Annotated in this window: 17 protein-coding genes, 1 pseudogene and 1 riboswitch; of the genes and pseudogenes, 11 read left to right on the top strand and 7 right to left on the bottom strand. The window is 71.3% G+C overall.

Translation table 11 applies throughout. From position 1 onward, the window contains the following. Positions 1 to 60: 60 nt before the first annotated feature. Together AC3IX6_RS08745 and AC3IX6_RS08740 are read left to right on the top strand one after the other, a co-directional pair. Positions 61 to 1,236, top strand: a complete 1,176-nt coding sequence (locus AC3IX6_RS08745) for a citrate synthase (RefSeq protein ID WP_489369661.1) — start codon at positions 61 to 63, stop codon at positions 1,234 to 1,236. 20 nt (positions 1,237 to 1,256) lie between these two features. Then, complete coding sequence (locus AC3IX6_RS08740) at positions 1,257 to 2,366, top strand: CobW family GTP-binding protein (RefSeq protein ID WP_489369660.1); 1,110 nt, start codon at positions 1,257 to 1,259, stop codon at positions 2,364 to 2,366. A 15-nt stretch (positions 2,367 to 2,381) separates the two neighbouring features. Here AC3IX6_RS08740 and AC3IX6_RS08735 read toward each other — a convergent pair whose 3' ends face one another. Then, complete coding sequence (locus AC3IX6_RS08735; protein WP_489369659.1) at positions 2,382 to 4,475, bottom strand: restriction endonuclease; 2,094 nt, start codon at positions 4,473 to 4,475, stop codon at positions 2,382 to 2,384. Positions 4,476 to 4,582: 107 nt separating this feature from the next. After that, positions 4,583 to 7,039, bottom strand: coding sequence for a DNA gyrase/topoisomerase IV subunit A (locus AC3IX6_RS08730; protein ID WP_489369658.1), 2,457 nt, complete (start codon positions 7,037 to 7,039; stop codon positions 4,583 to 4,585). A gap of 247 nt (positions 7,040 to 7,286) precedes the next feature. On the opposite strand from AC3IX6_RS08730, the gene AC3IX6_RS08725 reads away from it, so the two are divergent. The 4 genes from AC3IX6_RS08725 to AC3IX6_RS08710 all read left to right on the top strand — a co-directional run bounded on the left by AC3IX6_RS08725 (position 7,287) and on the right by AC3IX6_RS08710 (position 12,104). Next, complete coding sequence (locus AC3IX6_RS08725; protein WP_489369657.1) at positions 7,287 to 8,648, top strand: M16 family metallopeptidase; 1,362 nt, start codon at positions 7,287 to 7,289, stop codon at positions 8,646 to 8,648. Between the two features lie 20 nt (positions 8,649 to 8,668). Continuing rightward, entirely contained in the window at positions 8,669 to 10,036 is a 1,368-nt protein-coding gene (locus AC3IX6_RS08720) for a M16 family metallopeptidase (RefSeq protein ID WP_489371376.1), read from the top strand. Between the two features lie 250 nt (positions 10,037 to 10,286). Then, positions 10,287 to 10,446, top strand: a riboswitch (cyclic di-AMP (ydaO/yuaA leader). A gap of 12 nt (positions 10,447 to 10,458) precedes the next feature. Next, on the top strand, positions 10,459 to 11,253 hold the full coding sequence (locus AC3IX6_RS08715) for a M23 family metallopeptidase (RefSeq protein ID WP_489369656.1): 795 nt from the start codon (positions 10,459 to 10,461) through the stop codon (positions 11,251 to 11,253). A gap of 185 nt (positions 11,254 to 11,438) precedes the next feature. Next, complete coding sequence (locus AC3IX6_RS08710; RefSeq protein ID WP_250746485.1) at positions 11,439 to 12,104, top strand: GntR family transcriptional regulator; 666 nt, start codon at positions 11,439 to 11,441, stop codon at positions 12,102 to 12,104. A gap of 243 nt (positions 12,105 to 12,347) precedes the next feature. Here the strand turns inward: AC3IX6_RS08710 and AC3IX6_RS08705 are convergent, their stop codons facing one another. Continuing rightward, positions 12,348 to 12,629, bottom strand: a complete 282-nt coding sequence (locus tag AC3IX6_RS08705; protein ID WP_250746483.1) for an HPr family phosphocarrier protein — start codon at positions 12,627 to 12,629, stop codon at positions 12,348 to 12,350. A 184-nt stretch (positions 12,630 to 12,813) separates the two neighbouring features. Here AC3IX6_RS08705 and AC3IX6_RS08700 point away from each other — a divergent pair, with 184 nt between their 5' ends. Genes AC3IX6_RS08700 through AC3IX6_RS08685 form a run of 4 tightly spaced genes read left to right on the top strand, consistent with a single transcriptional unit; the run spans position 12,814 to position 18,313 of the window. Then, positions 12,814 to 15,750, top strand: a complete 2,937-nt coding sequence (locus tag AC3IX6_RS08700; RefSeq protein ID WP_489369655.1) for a bifunctional acetate--CoA ligase family protein/GNAT family N-acetyltransferase — start codon at positions 12,814 to 12,816, stop codon at positions 15,748 to 15,750. 48 nt (positions 15,751 to 15,798) lie between these two features. Beyond that, positions 15,799 to 16,407, top strand: a complete 609-nt coding sequence (locus AC3IX6_RS08695) for a DUF5998 family protein (RefSeq protein WP_385369427.1) — start codon at positions 15,799 to 15,801, stop codon at positions 16,405 to 16,407. After that, on the top strand, positions 16,407 to 17,615 hold the full coding sequence (locus AC3IX6_RS08690; protein ID WP_489369654.1) for an alkaline phosphatase family protein: 1,209 nt from the start codon (positions 16,407 to 16,409) through the stop codon (positions 17,613 to 17,615). Before AC3IX6_RS08695 ends, AC3IX6_RS08690 begins: the two co-directional genes overlap by 1 nt. Before the next feature lie 47 nt (positions 17,616 to 17,662). After that, positions 17,663 to 18,313: a thymidine kinase gene (locus AC3IX6_RS08685; RefSeq protein WP_489369653.1), complete on the top strand. Its 651-nt coding sequence runs from the start codon at positions 17,663 to 17,665 to the stop codon at positions 18,311 to 18,313. A gap of 57 nt (positions 18,314 to 18,370) precedes the next feature. On the opposite strand, the gene AC3IX6_RS08680 is transcribed toward AC3IX6_RS08685, so the two are convergent. The 4 genes from AC3IX6_RS08680 to AC3IX6_RS08665 are packed head-to-tail and all read right to left on the bottom strand — an operon-like array spanning position 18,371 to position 22,700. Continuing rightward, on the bottom strand, positions 18,371 to 19,933 hold the full coding sequence (locus tag AC3IX6_RS08680; RefSeq protein ID WP_489369652.1) for a YrhB domain-containing protein: 1,563 nt from the start codon (positions 19,931 to 19,933) through the stop codon (positions 18,371 to 18,373). Between the two features lie 27 nt (positions 19,934 to 19,960). Then, positions 19,961 to 21,595, bottom strand: coding sequence for a putative T7SS-secreted protein (locus AC3IX6_RS08675; RefSeq protein ID WP_489369651.1), 1,635 nt, complete (start codon positions 21,593 to 21,595; stop codon positions 19,961 to 19,963). After that, the gene (locus AC3IX6_RS08670) at positions 21,595 to 22,233 is read right to left on the bottom strand and encodes a hypothetical protein (RefSeq protein ID WP_489369650.1); all 639 of its coding nucleotides are present in this window, start codon (positions 22,231 to 22,233) and stop codon (positions 21,595 to 21,597) included. The genes AC3IX6_RS08675 and AC3IX6_RS08670 overlap by 1 nt, the downstream gene beginning before the upstream one ends. Beyond that, entirely contained in the window at positions 22,230 to 22,700 is a 471-nt protein-coding gene (locus AC3IX6_RS08665; protein ID WP_489369649.1) for a hypothetical protein, read from the bottom strand. The genes AC3IX6_RS08670 and AC3IX6_RS08665 overlap by 4 nt, the downstream gene beginning before the upstream one ends. 198 nt (positions 22,701 to 22,898) lie before the next feature. On the opposite strand from AC3IX6_RS08665, the pseudogene AC3IX6_RS08660 reads away from it, so the two are divergent. Continuing rightward, a pseudogene (locus AC3IX6_RS08660) lies at positions 22,899 to 23,498 on the top strand (thymidine kinase). The last annotated feature ends 82 nt before the right edge of the window (positions 23,499 to 23,580 follow it).

Below are 23,580 nucleotides of genomic sequence, written 5' to 3'. Positions count from 1 at the left end.
CTCATGACGCACACCCTACATATATTGATGCAATCAATATTGACAGTGATTGAGTCCATCATGGATGGTCGATCCATGAACATCACCGTCGCACCCGCCGAAAGCCCCCGCGGACTCGCGGGAGTCGTGGTCACCGAGACCGAGCTCGGTGACGTCCGAGGCCGTGAGGGCTTCTACCACTACCGCCAGTACTCGGCCGTCGAGCTCGCCGGGAGCCGCACCTTCGAGGACGTGTGGCACCTGATGTTCCGCGGCGTGCTGCCGGCCGACGCCGCCGAACGGGCCGCCTTCACCGCCGAGATCGCCCCGCTGCGCCGGCTCCCCGCCGAGGTCCGGGACGCCCTGCCCGCCCTGGCCCGTGCCACCGCCCTGTCCGGCCCGCTCTCCGGGCTGCGCACGGGGCTCTCCCTGCTCGGCGCCTCTGCCGGCTTCCGCCCGGTCTACGACCTGACCCCCGACCGCCGGGCCGCCGACGCGCTGGCCGCCTGCGCCGCCGTACCGACCCTGCTCACCGCCCTGTACCGGCTCGGCCAGGGGCTGGAGCCGGTGGAACCGCGCGACGACCTCCCGTACGCGGCGAACTACCTCTACATGCTGACCGGACGGGAACCCGAGCCGGTCAGGGCCCGCGCGGTGGAGCGGTACCTGATCTCCACGATCGACCACGGCTTCAACGCCTCCACCTTCACCGCCCGGGTGATCGCCTCCACCGGCGCCGACGTCGCGGCCTGCCTCACCGGGGCGATCGGCGCGCTCTCCGGCCCGCTGCACGGCGGCGCCCCCAGCCGGGCCCTGGACACCCTCGACGCCATCGGCACGGCGGACCGGATCGATCCGTGGATCCGCGAGCGGGTCCTCGCGGGCGACCGGATCATGGGCTTCGGACACCCCGTCTACCGCACCGAGGACCCGCGCTCGCGGATGCTGCGCGGGATCGCCCTGCGGTTCGGCGGCCCGCTCGTGGACTTCGCCGTGGAGGTCGAGCGGCACGTCGAGGAGATCCTCGCCGAGCTCAAGCCGGGACGGGAGCTGCACACCAACGTGGAGTTCTACGCGGGCGTGGTCATGGAACTGTGCGGGCTGCCGCGCGAGATGTTCACGCCGACCTTCTGCGCGGCCCGCGTGGTCGGCTGGAGCGCGAACGTCCTGGAGCAGGCGGCGGACTCGAAGATCATCCGGCCGTCGGCCCGCTACACCGGCCCGACCCCGCCCCAGCCGGTCCCCGCCCTCGGCTGAGGCTGGCTACGATCGACCGGGTGAACAGCATCCCCGTCATCGTCCTCGCCGGATTCCTCGGATCCGGCAAGACGACCGTCCTCAACCACCTCCTCGGCAACCGGGGCGGCACCCGGATCGGGGTCGTCGTCAACGACTTCGGCTCCATCGAGGTCGACGCGATGTCGGTGGCCGGCCAGGTCGGGGACTCGATGGTCTCCCTCGGCGGCGGCTGCCTGTGCTGCGCGGTGGACGGCAGCGAGCTGGACGCGTACCTGGAGAAGCTCGCCGACCCCGTGCACCGCATCGACGTGATCGTCATCGAGGCGAGCGGGCTGGCGGAGCCGCAGGAGATGGTCCGGATGCTCGTCGCCAACGAGAACCCGGCCGTCCGGTACGGCGGCATGGTGCAGATCGTCGACGCGGCGGAGTTCGACGCGACCCGGACCAGGCACCCCGAGACCGACCGGCACCTGGCCGTCGCCGACCTGGTGGTGCTCAACAAGACCGACCGGATCGACGCCGCCGAACGCACCCGGATCGAGGCCGCGCTCGCCGGGCTCTGCGCACCGGGCATCCCGGTCGTCGGCGCGGACCACGGGCGGATCGACCCGGAGCTGCTCTTCGACCGCCGCCCGTGGACCGAGACGCGCGGCCAGCTGTCCTTCGAGGACCTGCTGGCCCAGGCACACGACCACGACCACGACGCCGATCACGACGGCGATGAGCACGCGGACCACGTCCACGCGACCTACGAGAGCACGGAGTTCGTGTCCGAGCAGGCCCTCGGCCCGCGCCGGTTCATCGAGTTCCTCGACCGCCGCCCGGCCGGCCTCTACCGGATCAAGGGCTCCGTCTACTTCGGCGTCCCCGGCCACGAGGAGCGCTACGAGGTCCACGCGGTCGGCCGCTTCCTCCGCTTCACCCCGCACCCCTGGGGCCGGGGCGAGCCGCGCCTGACGCAGCTCGTCATGATCGGCTCGGGCACCGACGGCCCCGCCCTGCTCCGCGAGCTGGAGAGCTGCCGCGAACCGGAGCCGTGGCACGGCACCCCGGAGAGCATGTGGGGCGTGCTGCGCTACGTACACCGCCCGGCGGAACCGGCGCCCGAGACGGAGTTCGAGCCGGACGCCGACACCGAGGACTTCTGAGAGCAGCCGCCCCGCTCAGACGACCTCGATGCCGAAGTCGCCGAGGAGGGGCTCCAGTCCGCCCGGGTAGCCCTTGCCGCCGAGGACGAAGTCCCAGTCACCACTCGGGCGGCGCCGGAAGGAGCCGAGGACCAGGGCCGTTTCACCGGCTCGGCCGTCGGAGACCTCCAACTGACCCAATTCCTCGCCGACGGTGTCCAGGAGTCGGATCCGGGCGTCGGTGAAGCCCGCGAGGTCGGCGTCCGGATCGGCCTCAGGGTCGATCGCGGCCACGAGGACCAGCCGATCGGCGGCCTGCGGCAGAGAGTCGAAGGCGACGAGCAACGCGGCCTTGTCGGGCGCCGCGTGCACGTGGGTCCGCACCGAACCGTCCGGGGTGCGGGGGTTGTTGAAGAACACGAAGTGTTCCTCGCTCAGTACCCGGCTGCCCTGGCAGACCAGGGCGCACACGTCGAGCGCGACCGCGCCGGTCCAGGACATGCCGAGCACGTTGTGATCGGCGGGGGGAGGCTCCTCCGCCGTCCGCTGAGCCGGCACCGGGGCCGGGGCCGCGTCGGGCGCGCCCCCGCCGAGGCGTCCGCGCAGCCCGTGCCGGTGCAGCAGGTCCACGAGTTCCGCCCCGGGCACCAACTCCAGGGGCTTGCCGTTGGCGAAGGTGTACGACCCGGGCCCGAAGGTCGCCGTGGTGACCAGAACCCCCTTGTTCGCGCCCCGGTCCTGGACCGTCCCGTACAGGTCGCGTACTGCCGTCGGCGGGACCGTGTTCCGGTAGCGCTTGACCTGCACCACGATCCGCCCACCGCGGATCGGGGTCGGGTCCAGCGCCTCCACGTCCACGCCGCCGTCACCCGAGCGCTGCGTGGTCACCGCCTCCATGCCCATGGCCCGGAACAGTTCGGCCACCAGGTTCTCGAAGGCGATGGGATCCATGGCGAAGAGGTCGGGCTCCTCCTCGGAGTCCGCGCGCCCACCGTGGCCGATGACCGTGCCGACCTCACCGGGGCGACGCCCCGGGCGCACGGTGGTCAGTTGGTCGGGCTTCGCCGACAGCTGCCCGCGCAGGCCCTCCACGAGGCAGTCCACCGCGCTGACCTGTTCCAGGCGCAGTCCCTCGAACGTGGTGCGCGCCGCGGTCACCGTGGCGAGGACGAACTGCGCCTCCTGTCCCGTCACGGGATCGGGGCGGTCCACGAAGCCGTTCACCAGGACCGAATCCAGCACCCCGAACTCGTCGGCCGCATACAGCTCGCGGAGCACCAACAGCAGGCACTGCGCCAGCAGGTCCCGGTACAGCGCCCGCCGCTCCGTCACCGGGCGGGGTTTCACCCTGTACTGGCCCGTGCTCGGCAGGTACTGGACCGACCTCGCCTCCGGTACAACCGCGTACCCGGGCAACTCCCAGTCCAGCACGAGCTGTCGTGCCCCCGGGTCGTAGGCGGCCGCCACCTGCCTCGGTAGCGCCTCGGGCCAGGCCGTCGAGACGTACAGGGCGGCCGAGAAGTACTCCACCACCGCTTCCGGGTCGCCGACGCGCAGCGCGGCGGCCAGCTCGGTGAGCCCGCTGTTGTGCGCCCGGATCCCGGCGACCTGCTCCGCGGCCCAGACGTCGTACTGCTGTCGGTACGAAGCGAGTTGGTGCTGCCGCTGCGTCTCGGCCGCCTGCGCGGCCTGCCAGGCGGCCGTGTACCGCGCGTGCGCGTCCCGCTCGGCGTGTGCCCGCTGGCCCGAGCCGAGGGTCCAGCCGCTGCTCTGGTGCTGGAACTGCTCGATGCGCGGGAGCGCCACCGGGTGCGCCAGGTCTCCCGGGGCGAACGGGTCCAGCTGCTCCGGCCGGACCATGGCTGCCGTGCGGAAGGCCGGAGCCCTGCACCCCGTGACCAACAGGACTCGCAGGGCCTCGACCTCGGCGTCCAGCTGCGCGGATCGCCGTCGCGCCTCGGCGTCGTGGTGCTGCCGGTCGGCCGCCTGCTGCCGTTGCCCCCGGACCCCACCGCCTTCGTAGGGCCGTTGGGGGTGTTCCGCCTCGCGTTGCCGGACCAGCTGTATCTGCTGCGTCCGGCGCTGGGCTTCGGCCCAGTCCCTGATCGATCCGTCCGACCGACGACTCATCAGTTCTGTGTCTCCCCGCCCCACCCGACAGTGCCAAGAGGGAAAACACTAGTCGCCATTCGGGTGGTACGTCCCACGGACGTACCACCCGAATGACCTTGAACTTCCTACAGCGCCGCGCCCGCCAGCGCCGCGACCACGGCCGGCAGGGCCGTGCCCGAGCCGTCCCGGCGCGGGTCGACGGACGGCAGCAGGGCCGGGGTGCCGTTCGCCGCCGCCGCGCGGACCGGGGACGCGCCCGCCCAGGCCAGCAGCAGGACGTCCTCGCCCTTCAGGAAGCGCTGGCAGCGCACGCCGCCGGTGGCCCGGCCCTTGCGCGGGTACTGGTCGAACGGGGTGAGCTTGCCGGACTGCATCGAGTCGTCCAGCGTCCCGTGCGAGCCCGCCACCGTGAACACCACGGCCTCGCGCGCCGGGTCCACCGCCGAGAAGTGGATCACCTTCGCGCCGTCCGCGAGCTTGATGCCCGCCATGCCGCCCGCCGGGCGGCCCTGCGGGCGGACCTGGCCCGCCGGGTAGCGCAGCAGCTGGGCGTCGTCGGTGATGAAGACGAGGTCCTCCTCGCCCGTGCGCAGCTCGACCGCCCCGATGATCCGGTCACCGTCCTTGAGGGTGATGACCTCCAGCTCGTCCTTGTTGGCCGGATAGTCCGGCACGACCCGCTTGACCACGCCCTGCTCGGTGCCGAGCGCCAGGCCCTGCCCCGATTCGTCCAGCGAGGTCAGGCAGATGACCTTCTCGTCCGCTTCCAGCCCGGAGAGGAACTCCGAGACGGGGGCACCGCCCGCCAGGTTCGGCGCGGCGTGGGTGTCGGGCAGTTGCGGCAGGTCGATCACCGACAGCCGCAGGAGCCGGCCGTACGAGGTGACCACGCCGATGTCCGCCCGCGCGGTCGCCGCGACCTGCGAGACGATCAGGTCGTGCTTGGCGCGCGCACCGCCCTCCTCCTCGGGGAGCGGTTCGGCGTTCGGCGTACGGGCGAGCAGCCCGGTGGAGGACAGCAGCACCCGGCACGGGGTGTCCTCGACCTCGAGCGGGACCGCCGCGACCGGCGTACCCGCCGACTCCAGCAGCACCGTACGGCGCTCCGTGCCGAACTTCTTCGACACCGCGGCCAGTTCCGCCGAGACCAGCTTGCGCAGCTCGCTGTCGGAGTCCAGGATCCCGGTCAGCTCGTCGATCTCGCCGGCCAGCCGGTCGCGCTCGGACTCCAGCTCGATCCGGTCGAAACGGGTGAGCCGGCGCAGCGGGGTGTCCAGGATGTACTGGGTCTGGATCTCGCTCAGCGAGAAGCGCTCCATCAGGCGCTCCTTGGCCTGTGCGGAGTTGTCGCTGTCCCGGATGATCCGGATGACCTCGTCGATGTCGAGCAGCGCCACGAGCAGGCCCTCGACGAGGTGCAGCCGGTCGCGCCGCTTGCCGCGGCGGAACTCGCTGCGCCGGCGGACGACCTCGAAGCGGTGGTCGAGGTAGACCTCCAGCAGCTCCTTGAGGCCCAGCGTCAGCGGCTGCCCGTCGACCAGCGCGACGTTGTTGATGCCGAAGGTCTCCTCCATCGGCGTCAGCTTGTACAGCTGCTCCAGCACGGCTTCGGGGTGGAAGCCGTTCTTGATCTCGATGACCAGGCGCAGGCCGTGCGAGCGGTCGGTGAGGTCCTTGACGTCCGCGATGCCCTGGAGCTTCTTCGAGCCGACCAGGTCCTTGATCTTCGCGATGACCTTCTCGGGACCGACCGTGAAGGGCAGTTCGGTGACGACCAGCCCCTTGCGGCGCGGGGTCACGTCCTCCAGGGCCACCGTGGCGCGGATCTTGAAGGTGCCGCGGCCGTTCTCGTAGGCGTCCTTGATGCCCGCGAGGCCGACGATCCGTCCGCCCGTGGGCAGGTCGGGACCCGGTACGAAGCGCATCAGCGCTTCCAGGTCCGCCTCGGGGTAGCGGATCAGGTGGCGGGCGGCCGCGATGACCTCGCCGAGGTTGTGCGGGGCCATGTTGGTGGCCATGCCCACCGCGATCCCGGACGCGCCGTTGACGAGCAGGTTCGGGTAGGCGGCCGGAAGGACGACCGGTTCCCGCTCCTGGCCGTCGTAGTTCGCCGCGAAGTCGACGGTGTTCTCGTCGATCCCGTCCGTCATCAGCGAGGCGGCGTCGGCCATCTTCGACTCGGTGTACCGCATGGCGGCGGGCGGGTCGTCGTTGCCGAGCGAGCCGAAGTTGCCGTGGCCGTCGACCAGCGGGAGCCGCATGGAGAAGGGCTGCGCCATGCGCACGAGGGCGTCGTAGATCGACGCGTCGCCGTGCGGGTGCAGCTTGCCCATGACCTCGCCGACGACACGGGCGCACTTCACGTAGCCGCGGTCGGGGCGCAGGCCCATCTCGTTCATCTGGTAGACGATGCGCCGGTGCACCGGCTTCATGCCGTCGCGGGCGTCGGGCAGGGCGCGGGAGTAGATCACCGAGTACGCGTACTCGAGGAAGGAGCCCTGCATTTCGTCGACGACGTCGATGTCGAGGATCTTCTCCTCGAAATCCTCCGGCGGCGGGGTCTTCGTGCTGCGGCGGGCCATCGCTGCGCGGCTCCTTAACCAAGAATCGGGATGAGCTGAGCTCTCACGGGGTGCGGGTGGGACGGGGCTGGGACGGGGGGCGGGCGGTTTCGGACAGGGGTGACGCGGACCATTGTGGCCCGAGGCACCGACAACGCCGACTCCGACCCAGGACTGGGCCGGGAACTTCTCCGTCTCCCGACACGCTTGCATACAGTGGCAGGTCTGACAGGAATCTCTGCATCGCGATCGAAGGGACCACATGCCCATGGGTCACACGGCCACAGCTCACGCCGGCTCCGGCGGCCTCACAGCGACCGAGCACCGGCTGGCCAACGGCCTGCGCGTGGTGCTGTCCGAGGACCACCTGACCCCGGTCGCCGCGGTCTGCCTCTGGTACGACGTCGGCTCGCGCCACGAAGTCAAGGGGCGTACGGGCCTGGCTCACCTCTTCGAGCACCTGATGTTCCAGGGCTCGAAGAACGTCTCCGGCAACGGCCACTTCGAACTGGTCCAGGGAGCCGGCGGTTCCCTCAACGGGACCACCAGCTTCGAGCGGACCAACTACTTCGAGACGATGCCGACGCACCAGCTGGAGCTCGCGCTGTGGCTGGAAGCGGACCGGATGGGCTCGCTGCTGGCCGCCCTGGACGACGAGTCCATGGAGAACCAGCGCGACGTCGTCAAGAACGAGCGCCGCCAGCGGTACGACAACGTCCCGTACGGCACGGCCTTCGAGAAGCTGACGGCCCTGGCCTACCCGGAGGGCCACCCGTACCACCACACCCCGATCGGTTCCATGGCCGATCTGGACGCCGCGTCCCTGGAGGACGCGCGCGCGTTCTTCCGTACGTACTACGCGCCCAACAACGCGGTGCTCTCGGTCGTCGGCGACATCGACCCCGAGAAGACGCTCGCCTGGGTCGAGAAGTACTTCGGCACCATCCCCGGCCACGACGGCAAGCAGCCGCCGCGCGACGGCTCGCTGCCCGAGATCATGGGCCGGCAGCTGCGCGAGGAGGTCGTCGAGGAGGTTCCGGCCCGCGCGCTGATGGCGGCCTACCGGCTCCCGCACGACGGCACCCGCGAGTGCGACGCCGCCGACGTGGCGCTGACCGTCCTGGGCAGCGGCGAGTCCTCCCGGCTCCACAACCGCCTGGTGCGCCGCGACCAGAGCGCCGTCGCCGCGGGCTTCGGCATGCTGCGCCTCGCCGGTGCGCCCTCGCTGGGCTGGCTGGACGTCAAGACCTCCAGCGGCGTCGAGGTGCCCGCCATCGAGGCGGCCGTCGACGAGGAGCTCGCGCGGTTCGCCGCCGAGGGCCCGACGGCCGAGGAGATGGAGCGCGCGCAGGCCCAGCTGGAGCGCGAATGGCTGGACCGGCTGAGCACGGTGGCCGGCCGCGCCGACGAACTGTGCCGCTTCGCGGTGCTGTTCGGCGATCCGCAGCTCGCCCTGACCGCCGTCCAGCGCGTCCTCGACATCACCGCCGAGGAAGTGCAGGCCGTGGCCGCGGCCCGACTGCGCCCCGACAACCGGGCGGTGCTCGTCTACGAGCCGATTGCGGCCGACGACGCCGAAGACACCGAAGAGACCGACGCGAGCGACGAGAACGAGGGGGCGGAGCAGTGAGCGACACCGCAGCCGTCACGATGACCTTCCACCCGCGCCCCGAGGCCGGCGACCCGCAGCCGTGGGCCTTCCCGGCCCCCGAGCGCGGGGCACTGGCCAACGGCCTGACCCTGCTGCGCTGCCACCGCCCGGGCCAGCAGGTGGTCGCGGTCGAGATCAACCTCGCCGCCCCGCTCGACGCGGAGCCCGAGGGCCTCGACGGCGTGGCCACGATCATGGTGCGCGCCCTGTCCGAGGGCACCGACAAGCGCTCCGCCGAGGACTTCGCCGCCGAGCTGGAGCGCTGCGGCGCCACCCTCGACGCGCACGCCGACCACCCCGGCCTGCGGGTCTCCCTGGAGGTCCCGGCCTCCCGCCTGCACAAGGCGCTGGGGCTGGTCGCCGAGGCGCTGCGCTCGCCGGCCTTCGCCGACGCCGAGGTCGACCGCCTGGTGCGCAACCGGCTCGACGAGATCCCGCACGAGAGCGCCAACCCGCAGCGCCGCGCCGCCAAGCAGCTCTCCAAGGAGCTCTTCCCGGCCACCCTGCGGATGTCGCGCCCGCGCCAGGGGACCGAGGAGACGGTCGCCCGCATCGACTCCGCGGCCGTACGCGCCTTCTACGAGGCCCACGTGCGCCCCGCGACCGCCACCGCGGTGGTCGTCGGCGATCTGACCGGCATCGACCTGGACGCCGTCCTGGCCGACACCCTGGGCGCGTGGACCGGTGACACCACCGCCCCGCGCCCGGTCCCGCCGATCACCGCCGACGACACGGGCCGCGTGGTCATCGTGGACCGGCCCGGCGCGGTCCAGACGCAGCTGCTGATCGGCCGCATCGGGGCGGACCGGCACGACCGGGTCTGGGCGCCCCAGGTGCTCGGTACGTACTGCCTGGGCGGCACGCTCACCTCCCGGCTGGACAAGGTGCTGCGCGAGGAGAAGGGGTACACGTACGGCGTGCGCGCCTTCGGACAGGTGCTGCGCTCCACCGCCGACGGCAAGGGCGCCTCGATGCTCGCCATCAGCGGCTCGGTGGACACCCCGAACACCGGCCCGGCCCTGGACGACCTCTGGACGGTGCTGCGCACCCTCGCGGAGGGCGGCCTGACCGACGCCGAACGGGACGTGGCCGTGCAGAACTTGGTGGGGGTGGCCCCGCTGAAGTTCGAGACGGCCGCCTCCGTCGCGGGCACGCTCGCCGACCAGGTCGAGCAGGAGCTGCCGGACGACTATCAGGCGCAGTTGTACGCGCGGCTCGCCGAAACCGGGACGGTGGAGGCCACTTCGGCGGTCGTCAGTGCCTTCCCGGTGGACCGTCTGGTCACGGTCCTGGTCGGCGACGCCTCGCAGATCGAGGAGCCCGTGCGGGCCCTCGGGATCGGCGAAGTGACCGTGGTCACCAACTGATCGTCAGTTGATCTCCGGGTGATCTCCGGGTGGTGTCTGGCGGGCCGTCAACTGGCCCGCCGCTCAAGGGGCTCCGGCGGCTTGTCCGTCGGGGTCCCTTTTGGGTTCATTGTCCGTTTAGTGGTGTGGTTGCTTGTATGTGGTGTGGCGTACGCAACAAAAGGGCGTGTCTGTTTGGCGATTGACTGATGATCCGCCTAGCGTCGGCCGTGCTGTTCGTCAGTTGTAACCGCCGCGACCCCGCGGCACCGGACAGCGATCGCCGAGTCCCCGTCAGGCGCGAGCCTGGGGAGCCGGGGACCCACTTGTGTCCCTGGGGTGAATCGGACCGCCTCGCAAGAGGGGGTCCGTAGGAGACCTTCCTGCTCCGAACCCGTCAGCTAACCCGGTAGGCGAGAGGGAAGGAAAGGATCAGCCCCTTCATGGCGTTTGGCAGTAGTGCCGCCGGCAAGCACCGTGGTTCGAGCCGTATGAGCCGCAGGACCGCCGGCTATGCCGGCATAGCCGCCCTCGCCGCGACCGGCGTCGTCGGCTCCCTGGCCGGCCCCGCGTTCGCCGCGGACCAGTCCCCCTCCATCGAGGACACCGGCAGCCTCAACACCATCGTGGTGGCCGACGAGCTCGCCGGTGACGTCGAGGCCCAGGCCCAGTCCCAGCAGCGGGCCGCAGAGGCCGCCGCCGCCAAGGCGCAGGCCGAGGCCGACGCCAAGCAGCGGGCCGCCGAGGCCAAGGCGAAGGCCGAAGCCCAGGCGAAGGCCGAGCGCGAGGCCGCCGAGCGCGCCGCCCGCGAAGAGGAGCGCAAGCGCCTCAACACCTTCGTGTCGCCGCTCGACAACACCTACGTCAGCACCCAGTACCACGCGGGTGGCGGCATGTGGTCCTCCGGCAGCCACACGGGCATCGACTTCCACGCCGCCTCCGGCACCGAGGTGCACGCCGTGGGCCTCGGCACCGTGGTCGAGGCGGGCTACGGCGGTGCGTACGGCAACAACGTCGTCATCAAGCACGCCGACGGCACGTACACCCAGTACGGCCACATGTCCTCGCTGAGCGTCTCCGTCGGCCAGCAGGTCACCCCGGGCCAGAAGATCGGCCTGTCGGGCTCCACCGGCAACTCCAGCGGCCCGCACCTGCACTTCGAGGCCCGCACCGGCGCCGACTACGGCTCGGACATCAACCCGGTCACGTACCTGCGCTCGCACGGCGTCACCGTCTGACCCGCTGCGCTCCGCACCACACGTCTTCCGCGAAGGCCCCGGCTCTCTGAGAGCCGGGGCCTTCGTCGTGTTTCGGGCTCCGCGTCGTGTGAATGTTTCGTATTTCCGGCCGCTCTCGGAAATTATCGTGTGTTGCAATAGAGTCGCAACGCGCACAGTCATACGAAAAAGGCGGAGGTCCGGTCTTGCGTATTCCCGCGCACACGGTATGCACAGCAATCCGCGACGACATCGTCTCCGGGGTGTTCGGGCCCGGCGCCCGGCTGACCGAGGAGGTGCTGGCCCGCCGGTACGGGGTCTCGCGCGTCCCGGTGCGCGAGGCGCTGCGCACGCTGGAGTCCGAGGGGTTCGTGACCACCCGCCGGCACGCGGGCGCCTGCGTGGCCGAGCCGACCGAGCAGGAGGCCGCCGACCTCCTGGAGCTGCGGATGCTCCTGGAGCCCCTCGCGGCCGCCCGCGCGGCCCGGCGGCGCAGCGAGGCCCACCTCAAGGTGCTGCGCGGCCTGGTCAGACTGGGCCAGGAGCGGGCCAGGAGGGGGCAGGGGGAGGATCTGCGCTCCCTGGGCGGCTGGTTCCACGAGACGCTCTCCCAGGCCTCGGGCAGCCCCGGGCTCATCGCGCTGCTCACCCAGATGCGCCACAAGGTGGCCTGGATGTACGTGGTGGAGGCCCCGGTGCGGCCCGTGGAGTCCTGGGCGGAGCACGGCGCGATCGTGGACGCGGTGGCCCGGGGCGACGCCGAGCGGGCCCGGGCGCTGACCGCGGCGCACGTGGACCGGGCGGCGGGGGCGCACCGGATGCGCGTGAGGACTTTGCAACCTGCCGTAAACACGGCGAGCGTTCCGCATTAACAAACGCCGTATACAAAGGGGGGGTATACGGTCCCGGTAATTCGGCCCTTGCCCGGCGTCCCGTGCGCCTTTTGGCGGCCTGAATTCTGCCCGCCGGAATAGAGCGCGCCGGAATGGCGGTGCGCATATGTCTCCCGCGCGGAAGCGCGAAAAGCAGCGAAGCCGTTGCCCTCGGCCGTGGTGGTCGGGGGCAACGGCTTCGCCGTGCAAGTCGAGCAGGTCCTGCGGGTCGAACCCGAAGGGTCAGACGGTCTCGGGGAGCTCCTCGAGGCCCTCGGCGACCAGCTTCGCGAGACGGTCCAGTGCGGCCTCGGCGCCGTCGGCCTCGGAGGAGAGGACGATCTCCTCGCCGCCCTGGGCGCCCAGGCCCAGGACCGCCAGCATGGAGGCGGCGTTGACGGGGTCGCCGCCGGCCTTCGCGATGGTCACCGGGACGCCGGAAGCGGTCGTCGCGCGGACGAAGATCGAGGCGGGACGAGCGTGCAGGCCCTCGGCCCAGCCGACGTTGACGCGGCGCTCTGCCATGGTGATGCCCTTCAGGTTCTTACGGTTGTCTAGACCAGTCTCTCACGACGTCCGGAATGGTCGAACCGACCTTCGGCCCGACTTTCCCGCCGTTCGACCTACCCCAGCTTGCCCTGATTCGAGACAGCTTGCCCGATGCGCCGCGCCCAGGCCACTCGGCGCGTTCGCGCCTTAAGGTGACCCCATGACGACCGAGTCCGACCCCTCGTATCCGGACCACTGGGAAGCCGACGTCGTCCTTCGGGACGGCGGTACCGCCCGGATCCGGCCCATCACCACCGATGACGCGGGCCGGCTGGTCAGCTTCTACGAGCAGGTCTCGGACGAGTCCAAGTACTACCGGTTCTTCGCCCCCTACCCCCGGCTCTCCGACCGCGACGTGCACCGCTTCACGCACCACGACTACGTGGACCGGGTCGGCCTCGCCGCGACGATCGGCGGCGAGTTCATCGCCACCGTCCGCTACGACCGGATCGGCGCCGACGGCCGCTCGGCCACCGGACCCTCCGACGAGGCCGAGGTCGCCTTCCTCGTCCAGGACGCCCACCAGGGACGCGGAGTCGCCTCCGCCCTGCTCGAACACATCGGCGCGGTCGCCCGCGAACGCGGGATCCGCCGCTTCGCCGCCGAGGTGCTGCCCGCCAACAGCAAGATGATCAAGGTGTTCACCGACGCCGGCTACCAGCAGAAGCGCAGCTTCGAAGACGGCTCCGTCCACCTGACCCTCGACCTCGAACCGACCGCCGAATCCCTCGCCGTCCAGCGCGCCCGCGAACAGCGCGCCGAGGCCCGCTCCGTCCAGCGGCTGCTGTCCCCCGGCTCGGTGGCGGTGATCGGAGTCAGCCGCTCCCTCGCGGGCGTGGGCGCGGCGGCCCTGCGCAACCTGCGCGACAGCGGCTTCCACGGCCACCTCTACGCCGTCAACGAGGCGGTCACCCGCGATCTGCTCGACGGCGTACGGGCCTACCCCACGCTCGGCGCCGTCGGCGCCCCGGTCGACCTCGCCGTCATCGCGGTCCCGGCGGACCGGGTCCCGGACGCGGTGGCGGCCTGCGGTGAACACGGAGTACAGGGGCTGGTCGTCCTGTCCGCCGGATACGGGGAGAGCGGGGCCGAGGGCATGGCCCGCCAGCGCGAACTGGTGCGCCAGGTGCGCTCGTACGGGATGAGGCTGATCGGACCGAACGCCTTCGGGGTGATCAACACGGCCCCCGAGGTGGAGCTGAACGCCTCCCTGGCCCCCGCTCCGGCCCCCGCGCGCGGAAGGATCGGCCTCTTCACCCAGTCCGGGGCGATCGGCATCGCGCTGCTCTCCGGGCTGCTGCGGCGCGGGGAGGGGCTGTCCTCCTTCGTCTCCGCCGGGAACCGGGCCGACGTCTCCGGCAACGACATCCTCCAGTACTGGTACGACGACGAGGCCACCGACGTCGCGCTCATGTACCTGGAGACCCTGGGCAACCCGAGGAAGTTCACCCGGCTCGCCCGGCGCACCGCGGCCGTCAAGCCCGTGGTCGTCGCCCGGGGCGGCCGGTACACCCCCGCCGGACACGTGGTCCCCGGCACCCGGCTGCCCGAGGCGACGGTCTCGGAGCTGCTGCGGCAGGCCGGCGTGATCCGGGTCGACACGGTGACCGAGCTGGTGGACGTCGGCCTGCTGCTGGCCTCGCAGCCCGTACCGGCCGGGCCGCGCGTCGCGATCCTCGGCAACTCCGAATCCCTCGGGGTCCTCACCTACGACGCCTGCCTGACCGAGGGGCTGCGACCGCTGCCGCCGCTCGACCTGACCACGGCCGCCTCGCCGGAGGACTTCCGCACGGCCGTCTCCGCCGCGCTGGCCTCGCCGGACACCGACGCCGTCGTCGTCACCGCCATCCCCTGGGTGAGCGAGCACGCCCTCGCAGACGACCTGGCGGATGCCCTGCGGGCGGCGGCCGCCGCGCACCCCGGCAAGCCGGTGGCCGTGGTCCACGTGGAGCTGGGCGCCCTCGCCGAGGCGCTCTCGGCGGCCACCGCGCCGACCGCCCCGACGGACCCCGCGGACGCGCTGCCCGCGACGCTGCCCACGCCCGCGACGGCCCTGGCGGCCCTGGCCTCCGGGCCCGCCGCCGAAGCGGGGCCCGACGGCGGGCCCGACGCCGTGCCCGCCTCCGGCGCCGTGCCCGCCTCCGGGCCCGCCGCCGCGGCGGCGCCCTTCCGGCCGGAGCCGGGATCCGACGGTGCGCGGAGCGCGGCCGTGCCCGCTCCCGGAACCGCCCGGATTCCGAGCTACCCCGCCGCCGAGCGGGCCGTCAAGGCCGTCGCCGAAGCCGTCCGGTACGGGCAGTGGCGCCGGGGCATCGCCGAGGTCGGGCAGGTGCCCGAGTTCGAGGACATCGACGAGAGCGGGGCCGCCGGCCAGCTCTCCCGCCTGCTGGCCGGCGTAGGGGAGGAGGCGGTGGCCACCCTGGACGACCCCGATGCCCGCGAGCTGCTCGCCCGGTACGGGATCCGGGTGCTCTCCACGCTCCCGGCCCCCAGCGCCGACGCCGCGGTCCGCGCCGCCGCGGTCCTCGGCTACCCCGTCGCGCTCAAGACCACCGCCCCGCACCTGCGCCACCGCGCCGACCTCGGCGGGGTCCGCCTCGACCTCACCACCGAGGCCGAGCTGCGCCGCTCGTACGAGGAGCTCACCCACGCGCTGGGCAAACCGCAGGAGCTGCTCCCCGTGGTCCAGTCGATGGTCCCGCGGGGCGTCGACACCGTCATCCGCTCCGTCATCGACCCCGCCGCCGGCGCCGTGCTGTCCTTCGGGCTCTCCGGGGTCGCCTCCGAACTCCTCGGCGACACCGCCCACCGGCTGGTTCCCGCCACGGACAAGGACGCGGCGAGCCTGATCCGCTCGATCCGCACCGCCCCGCTGCTCTTCGGCTGGCGCGGCAGCGACCCCGTGGACACCCCCGCCCTGGAGGAACTGCTCCTGCGCCTCTCCCGCCTCGTCGACGACCACCCCGAGGTGGTCGGGGTCGCCCTGGAGCCCGTCGTCGTCGCCACCGAGGGACTGTCCGTGCTCAGCGCGACGGTCCGCGTCGCCCACCCGCCCGCCCGCGGCGACCTCGGCCCCCGGACCCTGCCCAGCTACTGAGGTCCGACGGGCCCCAGGGCGGCCGGGGCGGCCCGTACGGGCCTTAGGATGGACCTCATGGCGAAATCCGGTACGACGACCCAGGGGCTGCGCACGGCGATCGAGCGCAGCGGCTACTACCCGGCCCTCGTGGCCGAGGCCGTGGAGGCCGCGGTGGGCGGCGAGCCGATTTCGTCGTACCTGGTCCACCAGGAGACGACCTTCGACTCCAACGAGGTGCGCCGGCACGTCACCGTGCTGGTCCTGACCGGCAACCGCTTCATCGTCAGCCACACCGATGAGCAGGCCGCCGACGCCGGTTCCCCGTCGCCGTACGCGACCACCTCCACCGAGTCGGTCAAGCTGGCCAGCATCTCCTCCGTGGTGCTCAGCCGCGTCGTCGCCAACCCGGAGTCCTACACCCCGGGCACCCTGCCCCGCGAGGTCGTCCTGACCATCGGCTGGGGCGCGGTCTCGCGCATCGACCTGGAGCCCGCCGCCTGCGGCGACGCCAACTGCGACGCCGACCACGGCTACACCGGCAACTCCACCGCCGACGACCTCAGCCTGCGCGTCAGCGAGGCCGGCGACGGCCCCGAGGCGGTCCGCCAGACCCTGGTGTTCGCGCAGGCACTCAGCGAAGCGACCGCGGCCACTTCCTCCACCCCCGCCCGCTGATGGCGTCGTACTCCGCCGCGCAGAGCTGGCAGGACGAGCCCGAGCTGCTGGACCTGGCCGGCGCCCCGGTGCCGCACTACGGCACCGGCTCGCTCGCCGACCTGCTGCCCACCCTCGTGGCCGGCCAGGGCGTGCCCGGCTTCGAGGCCTCGATCGCCGAGCTGACCCCGGCCGACCGCAACTGCGTGTTCCTGGTCGACGGCATGGGCTGGGAGCAGATCAAGGCCCACCCGGACGAGGCCCCGTACCTCACCTCCCTCCTCTCCAGCTCGCGCGGCGGCACCGGCCGCCCGATCACCGCGGGCTTCCCGGCGACCACCGCCACCTCGCTGGCCTCCGTCGGCACTGGCCTGCCGCCCGCGCGGCACGGCCTGCCCGGCTACACCGTGCGCAATCCGGCCACCGGCGAACTGATGAACCAGCTCCGCTGGCACCCGTGGACCTCGCCCAAGCCCTGGCAGCCGTACCCGACGGTCTTCCAGCAGGCGGACGCGGCCGGAGTGGCCACGGCGCAGGTGTCCTCGCCCGCCTTCCAGACGACCCCGCTCACGAAGGTCGCGCTGAGCGGCGGCACCTTCCTCGGCCGGATGACCGGCGAGGAGCGCATGGACCTCGCGGCCGAGCGGCTCGCGGCCGGCGACCGCTCGCTCGTGTACACGTACTACAGCGAGCTCGACGGGGCCGGCCACCGGCACGGCGTCGACTCCGACGCCTGGCGCGGCCAGCTCATGTACGTGGACCGCCTCGTCCAGCGCCTGGCCGAGCAACTCCCGCCGCGCACCGCGCTGTACGTGACCGCCGACCACGGCATGGTGGACGTCCCCTTCGACGAGGACTCCCGCATCGACTACGACGACGACTGGGAACTCGGCGCGGGCGTCGCCCTGCTGGGCGGCGAGGGCCGGGCCCGGCACGTGTACGCCGTACCGGGCGCCGAGGCCGACGTCCTGACCGTCTGGCGCGAGGTGCTCGGCGACCGCTTCTGGGTCGCCAGCCGCGCCGAAGCCCTGGAACTGGGCTGGTTCGGGGCACCGGGCGAATGCGACGAGCGGGTCCTCGGCCGCATCGGCGACGTCATCGCGGCCGCCCAGGCCGACGTGGCGATCACCGCCTCGCGGGCCGAGCCCAACGAGTCGGCCCTCGCGGGCATGCACGGCTCGATGACCCCGGCCGAGCAGCTCGTCCCGCTGCTCGAAATCCGCTCCTGACGCTCCCGCCTCCCCTCACCCTCCCTTCGAAAGGCGCTGTACTCCCGATGCCCGAGCTGGTGTTCTTCTCCGGAACGATGGACTGCGGAAAGAGCACGCTGGCGCTCCAGATTGGTCACAACCGGTCGGCCCGGGGGCTCCAGGGCGTGATCTTCACGCGCGACGACCGTGCGGGGGAGGGCAAGCTGTCCTCGCGCCTGGGCCTGGTGACGGAGGCGGTGGAGGCCACCGAGGGGATGGACCTGTACGCGTACCTGGTCGCCCAGCTCTCGAAGGGCGGCAAGGCGGACTACGTGATCGTGGACGAGGCCCAGTTCCTGGCCCCGGAGCAGATCGACCAGCTTGCGCGCATCGTGGACGACCTGGGCCTGGACGTCTTCGCCTTCGGCATCACCACGGACTTCCGTACGAAGCTGTTCCCGGGCTCGCAGCGCCTGATCGAGCTGGCGGACCGGATCGAGCAGCTCCAGGTCGAGGCCCTGTGCTGGTGCGGCGCCCGCGCCACGCACAACGCCCGCACGGTGGGCGGCGCCATGGTCGTCGAAGGCGCCCAGGTCGTGGTCGGCGACGTGAACCGCCCGGCGGAGGAGATCGGCTACGAGGTCCTGTGCCGCCGCCACCACCGCAAGCGCATGACCTCGGCCGCGGCCCACGCCGGCGCCCTCTCCCCGGACGTCCTCCCCGTCAACCAGGGCTGAGCCTCGCGGCTCGTCCCCGGGTCCCGGCGTGGTAAGCGCGGAGCGTTCTCGCCTCCGTCAGCGGTAGCGGATCACACGCACTCCGGACTCTCCGAACGTGTCCAGGCTTCGCAGCTCCTCCGCCGATCCGTCGACGAGGCCCACATGCCCGGCGTGAGTGTGCAGCCCGGTGAGGAGCAGACCGGTGGATTCGCGCCCGCGGTCGTCCTGGCGCCGTACCCACACGAGCGCCCGTCCACCGACCGGCAGTGCGGCGAGGGCCCGTACGGACTCAGTGATGGTCGAGAATTCACTGACCTCCAGGACCGGTCCCAGCTTCGCCATCGTCGGGGCGAACCAGTCGGCGTCCCCGGAGGCGGGTGTCGGACCCATCGCCTCGCCCCGGTTCCAGGCGTCGAGGAACCCCCAGGGGTCGGAGTTGGGCAGCAGGAACGGCTCTTCGGGCCCCTTGGGCACTACCACGGTGGCATCGAGCATCTCGTGGCGCCAGTCCCCGCTGCGCAGGGCGGCCGTGGTCTGGCAGGCGAACAGCCACCCGCGGGCCGTCTCGTCTCCGGCGTCGGGCAATACCAGCTCGACGGGATCGGTGTACGTGGACCTGAGCCACTCCTCGCCCTTGATCCGGGCTGCCGCGAGGTCACCAGCCGTCCGGGGAACTCCGGTCTTCACCCGGGCGAAGACCAGCTCACGCAGTCCGACCGTGTCCAGTCGAGCCAGACCACCGGTCATCCCATCCAGGAACACCACGGTTCCGTTGTTGTTGTGCGCGTACACGAGGTGGCCGCTGACCTCGGTCCCGCGGATCGCCCGCCGGACCCACACCACGCCTTGCGTGCCGGGCCCGGACTTCTCGGCCTGTGCGATCACGTCGTCCCAGTCGGCGCACCGCAGCTGCTCCGCCGTTGGAAAGTAGCGCCGTAGCAGCAGCTGCCACCACCCCGGCGCCTCGTGAGCCGGCTGCCATGGCAGTGGGGACGACGGCCGGCCCGCGATCGCAGCGGCCACCGTGACCACGCAGCCACGTGAGTTCAGTCGCAGCGCCTGCCTCTCCGGATCACGCTCCACCTGGTTCTGCGTGTATTCCGCAGCATCGCCCCAAGGATCATCGGCCGCCGGATGGAACGGCACCCCAAGGTCCTTGGGCACCACCACGGAAGCGGCCAGCATCGGGGTCCGTGGATATCCGGGCTGCTCGATCACCTGACACGCGAACAGCCACGTGCCGGCATCCTCGGCGACCGGTGCGGTGCTCGCCAGTTCGACCAGGCCGCGGTAGGTGGTGAGCAGCCATTGCAGGGCCATCTGCCACGGCTCGGCACGCACGGTCCTCGCCAGGCCGGCGGTGTCCCAGCCGCCGTGCCGAACGTAGGCGAAATACTCGTCCAGGGGGAGGTGGGAGGGGGGAAAGCGCACCGGAGAGCCGTCCTTGGGGACCAGGACCATCCTCGTGAGAGGGCCGGCCGCCCCGCCGATGGTGTCGATGCTTTGCTGCGTGTCGTACCTGATGATCCAGGCCAGGTCGTGTTCCTCGCTCATTTGCGGCTGTACGACGACTGCCCATGGCTCGTGGGCGAATGCCTGTGCAAGGTAGGGGCGTGCCGCTTCCACGGCCTCGTTCAACGTGAGCATCTCTGGTTCCTGACAGTGCTAGCGATAGGGGACATGAGCGATTTCGCTGACGTTGAATGTCTCCAACCTGGCCAGCGTTCCGGTTTGGCCATCCAGGAAGACCACTCCGTGAGGAGTGTTCACAGCGTTGAAGACGTGGCCGATCCCGCCATGGCGGGAGATGGCGACGACGCTGCGCGAATCCGGCCCGCGTTGTTCCAGGTCCTTGATGATGTCGTCGTAGCTCTGTACGACCTTCTTCGCATCCGGAGTCACCCCGAGCTCCTTGTACGGGATGTCACCCGGGCCGGTCTTTGGTGCGGCTGATACCTCGACTCCGTCCAGCCTTTTGTCGAGAGTCGGCACGTTGTTCGTGCAGTTGTACTGATAGCCGGGTGCGCCGGTGTTGTTCATGTCCTTGAGCCACGGGTACTGATCGTCGATGAACTTCTGAGCCTGCTTCGGGCTGACCGAGTCGGCGTGGATCGAACCGCGCTCCGTGACGCCCTTGGCCGGCTGCGCCAGGTGCGACCAGGCTGAGGGCTTCACGGCCGCCGCCTCGGCCAGTCGCACCCCTGCCCGGGCGCTGCCGATGCCCTTGGTGCCGACGAGTTCGGGCACGAGGCGGCCCAGGCCCTCGGACGGGTCGTCCTTGAAGCTGTCGATCAGGGCGCCCGGAATCCGCTCCGGATGCGCTGCGGTGGAGACGAGGCCTGCCAGGGTCATGTTGAGGTTCTGCTGGTACTCGGCAGGGTGGGTCAGGTTGTACGGGTCCATCGGGTTCAGACCACGGGCGAAGTCGAGCAGGCCGGCCGTCCCCTTGACCACGCCGCCGACGAAGTGGTTGAGCTCCACCGCCGTGCTGCCGTAGGAGTCGGTGATCCCGGCCAGCGCCCGGTCCGTCGCCGACGGCTCCTTCGGGGCGTGCGCCACTGCCACCGCCAGCACCTTGGCCGCGGTTTGCGCGGCCTCGTTGCGCTGTCTGCGGGCCTCGTTGAGGATCTCGTGCGCCCGCTTGCCGTCGGCCTTGCCCACATCGACCGGTTCCTGCGGCACGGGACCGGGATCCTTGCCCGCCTTCTCCGTTGTCCTGTAGGTGTCGACCTTCGCGGCGTACGCCTCGTGGGCGTCCCTGGCGGCCTTGACCGCCACCTCGTAGAGGTCGATGGCCTGCTGCGCCTGCTGCTGCGCCCACTCCACCGTCTCCGCGTACCGGGTCAGCGCGCCTGCCGCCGCCTCGCAGGCATCGGCGGCGTGCAGCCAGTCCGTCGGGTGCATTGCGAACTTCGCGCGGAACGCCTCGGCGGCCTGTCCCTTCCAGTGGCCCGAGTCCAGTGCCCGCATGCCTTCGCCGACCCGGTCGAACGCGCCCTGGAAGTCCTTCAGGTGCTTGGCCGACTCCCGAATCGACGCCGGCTTGCCGTGCACCAGCTCGTTGGCCTGCCTGCTCTGACCCAGTTGCTGTTCACTGACCGAAGCCCCAAGACCCGAGGCGAAACCGTCGCCCCAGTCCTCGACCTTGTCCGCCCAGTCGTCCGCACCGACGTACTCCAGACTCGCGCCGATCCCGTCCGTGGCCCTGTCGACACTTTGGCCGACGACCTTCTTCGTCGACTCCCAGCCGTCGTCCAGCTTCTCCAGACCCTTGTCCAGAAGACCGCCCCAGTCCGGCATCAGCGCTCACCCCCGGACTGCGGTTGCTCCCGCGGAGCCGGACCGACCCAGGCGTCGACCGCCCCGTCCACCTCGTCCCGCAGCCCAGTCGCGGTGATGATCTGGTTGCTGAGCAGCATGTCGGAGCTGCTCACATCCCGCACCGCGCCCGTCCAGGCCTCCCTGCTGTTCTCGTTGGCCCGATCGAAGGATTCCCGGCTGTAATCAGCGTCCCGGACCTGCGTGTACGGATTGTCGGAGATGACCTCGCCCCAGTCCTGGCCGATGACGTCCTTCTCCGACGCGTACGGATTGCCCATCGCGGAGTTCGTCAGCACCTTGAAACTGCCCTGGATGTACTGGTCCTGCTCGTGCAGGACACCCGCAGACAGACCCACGTCAAAAGCGAACTGGTTGCCCTGCTGCACCAGCGAGCGCACACCCCACTCCCAGCGCTCGCAGAACGTCTTCATCGAAGCCGTCAGACCCTCGTGCCCGGTCTCCATCCCCGACAGTCCCAGATCCGAAAATCCCCGGCCCATACTGGCCGCGCCGACCATCCCCAGCTCTTTCAGCTCTCCCAGGGTGTCCGTGATCCCCTTCGCGATCTCCCCCAGCGCCTGCTTCGACACATCGAGATCAGCCCCGTCCCCGGTCATACCCGTTCCCCCCGTCCATCTCCGTCGAGCGCGGCACCGTCTGGCACCAACCCCCTCACCGGCGGGAAGACGAGCCCGCCCGGCCCCGCCGCATCCAGCGCCACCCCACACGGGAAGTCCAGCGCCGGGATCACCTCATCCAACAGCCGCGCACCGACGATCCGCCGGTACGGCCACTCCCGCTCGGCCTCGCCACGTGCCTCCGCGAACCGGGCCAGAGTCTCCTCGCCCGAGAAGCCACAGAGCCAGTCCAGTCCACCGAGCTCCGCCGTCCACAGCCCGCCCCGCTCGTCCAAGGGAACCAGCACTGCCCGGCTACGGAAATCCGCCAGCTGCTTCAGCACCGCATCCCGCGCCACCGCGGCCGGATCAACCGCAGCCTGGGGGAACGCAGTCCCGACCGGGCTTTCCGTCGCACGTTGAACAGCCCCTGCCCGAAGTCGTGCCCACTCCTCGTCAAACCCCATTCGTGTTCTCCTCCACGAGCGTGCGCGTACTGAAGTGGTTCGGGTTGCCGCAGTTGATCGAATCGACTGTACCTTCGCCAGGATCGGGGCCCTCACGGCTGCTTTGAAGAGGTGCAATTCGGAGCGGTCGGGGATCGGCCCCTTCCATCGGCCCCGGACGCGACTCAATGGGTTGGCGGATGGTCCAGCAAAAGGACGCTGGCGCTCCAGATCGCCCACAACCGCGACGCGAGGGGCCTGCAGGGCGTGATCTTCACCCGTGACGACCGGGCGGGGGAGGGGAAGCTGTCCTCGCGCCTGGGTCTGGTGACGGAGGCGGTGGAGGCGCCGGAGGGGATGGACCTGTACGCGTACCTGGTCGCCGAGCTGTCGGCGGGCGGCAAGGCGGACTACGTGATCGTGGACGAGGCGTAGTTCCTGGCTCCGGAGCAGATCGACCAGCTGGCGCGCATCGTGGACGACCTGGGCCTGGACGTCTTCGCCTTCGGCATCACCACGGACTTCCGTACGAAGCTGTTCCCGGGCTCGCAGCGCCTGATCGAGCTGGCGGACCGGCTGGAGCAGCTCCAGGTCGAGGCCCTGTGCTGGTGCGGCGCCCGCGCCACGCACAACGCCCGCACGGTGGGCGGCGCCATGGTCGTCGAGGGTGCCCAGGTGGTGGTCGGGGACGTGAACCGCCCGGCGGAGGAGATCGGCTACGAGGTCCTGTGCCGTCGCCACCACCGCAAGCAGATGACGAGCGCCTCGGTCCGCGCCGGCGCCCTCTCCCCGGACGTCCTCCCGGTCAACCACGCCTGACGAGGGCCCTCGCAGGGGGCCTGAGGGAACCAATGGGGTTCCCGGTAGCGTGTTTCCCAAGGACGCTGCCCGGCGCTGGAGG

It is taken from the genome of Streptomyces sp. GL_141 (genome assembly GCF_057834385.1).
The sequence above is the reverse complement of the archived record's forward strand: the minus strand, read 5'-3'. Positions and strand labels throughout refer to the sequence as shown.

Bases quoted from the DNA above. Each gene is read 5' to 3' on its own strand.
- AC3IX6_RS08745 (WP_489369661.1), top strand. From the start codon at position 61: ATGGATGGTCGATCCATGAACATCACCGTCGCACCCGCCGAAAGCCCC.
- AC3IX6_RS08735 (WP_489369659.1), bottom strand. From the start codon at position 4,475: ATGAGTCGTCGGTCGGACGGATCGATCAGGGACTGGGCCGAAGCCCAG.
- AC3IX6_RS08730 (WP_489369658.1), bottom strand. From the start codon at position 7,039: ATGGCCCGCCGCAGCACGAAGACCCCGCCGCCGGAGGATTTCGAGGAG.
- AC3IX6_RS08725 (WP_489369657.1), top strand. From the start codon at position 7,287: ATGGGTCACACGGCCACAGCTCACGCCGGCTCCGGCGGCCTCACAGCG.
- AC3IX6_RS08720 (WP_489371376.1), top strand. From the start codon at position 8,669: ATGACCTTCCACCCGCGCCCCGAGGCCGGCGACCCGCAGCCGTGGGCC.
- AC3IX6_RS08715 (WP_489369656.1), top strand. From the start codon at position 10,459: ATGGCGTTTGGCAGTAGTGCCGCCGGCAAGCACCGTGGTTCGAGCCGT.
- AC3IX6_RS08705 (WP_250746483.1), bottom strand. From the start codon at position 12,629: ATGGCAGAGCGCCGCGTCAACGTCGGCTGGGCCGAGGGCCTGCACGCT.
- AC3IX6_RS08700 (WP_489369655.1), top strand. From the start codon at position 12,814: ATGACGACCGAGTCCGACCCCTCGTATCCGGACCACTGGGAAGCCGAC.
- AC3IX6_RS08695 (WP_385369427.1), top strand. From the start codon at position 15,799: ATGGACCTCATGGCGAAATCCGGTACGACGACCCAGGGGCTGCGCACG.
- AC3IX6_RS08690 (WP_489369654.1), top strand. From the start codon at position 16,407: ATGGCGTCGTACTCCGCCGCGCAGAGCTGGCAGGACGAGCCCGAGCTG.
- AC3IX6_RS08685 (WP_489369653.1), top strand. From the start codon at position 17,663: ATGCCCGAGCTGGTGTTCTTCTCCGGAACGATGGACTGCGGAAAGAGC.
- AC3IX6_RS08675 (WP_489369651.1), bottom strand. From the start codon at position 21,595: ATGCCGGACTGGGGCGGTCTTCTGGACAAGGGTCTGGAGAAGCTGGAC.
- AC3IX6_RS08670 (WP_489369650.1), bottom strand. From the start codon at position 22,233: ATGACCGGGGACGGGGCTGATCTCGATGTGTCGAAGCAGGCGCTGGGG.
- AC3IX6_RS08665 (WP_489369649.1), bottom strand. From the start codon at position 22,700: ATGGGGTTTGACGAGGAGTGGGCACGACTTCGGGCAGGGGCTGTTCAA.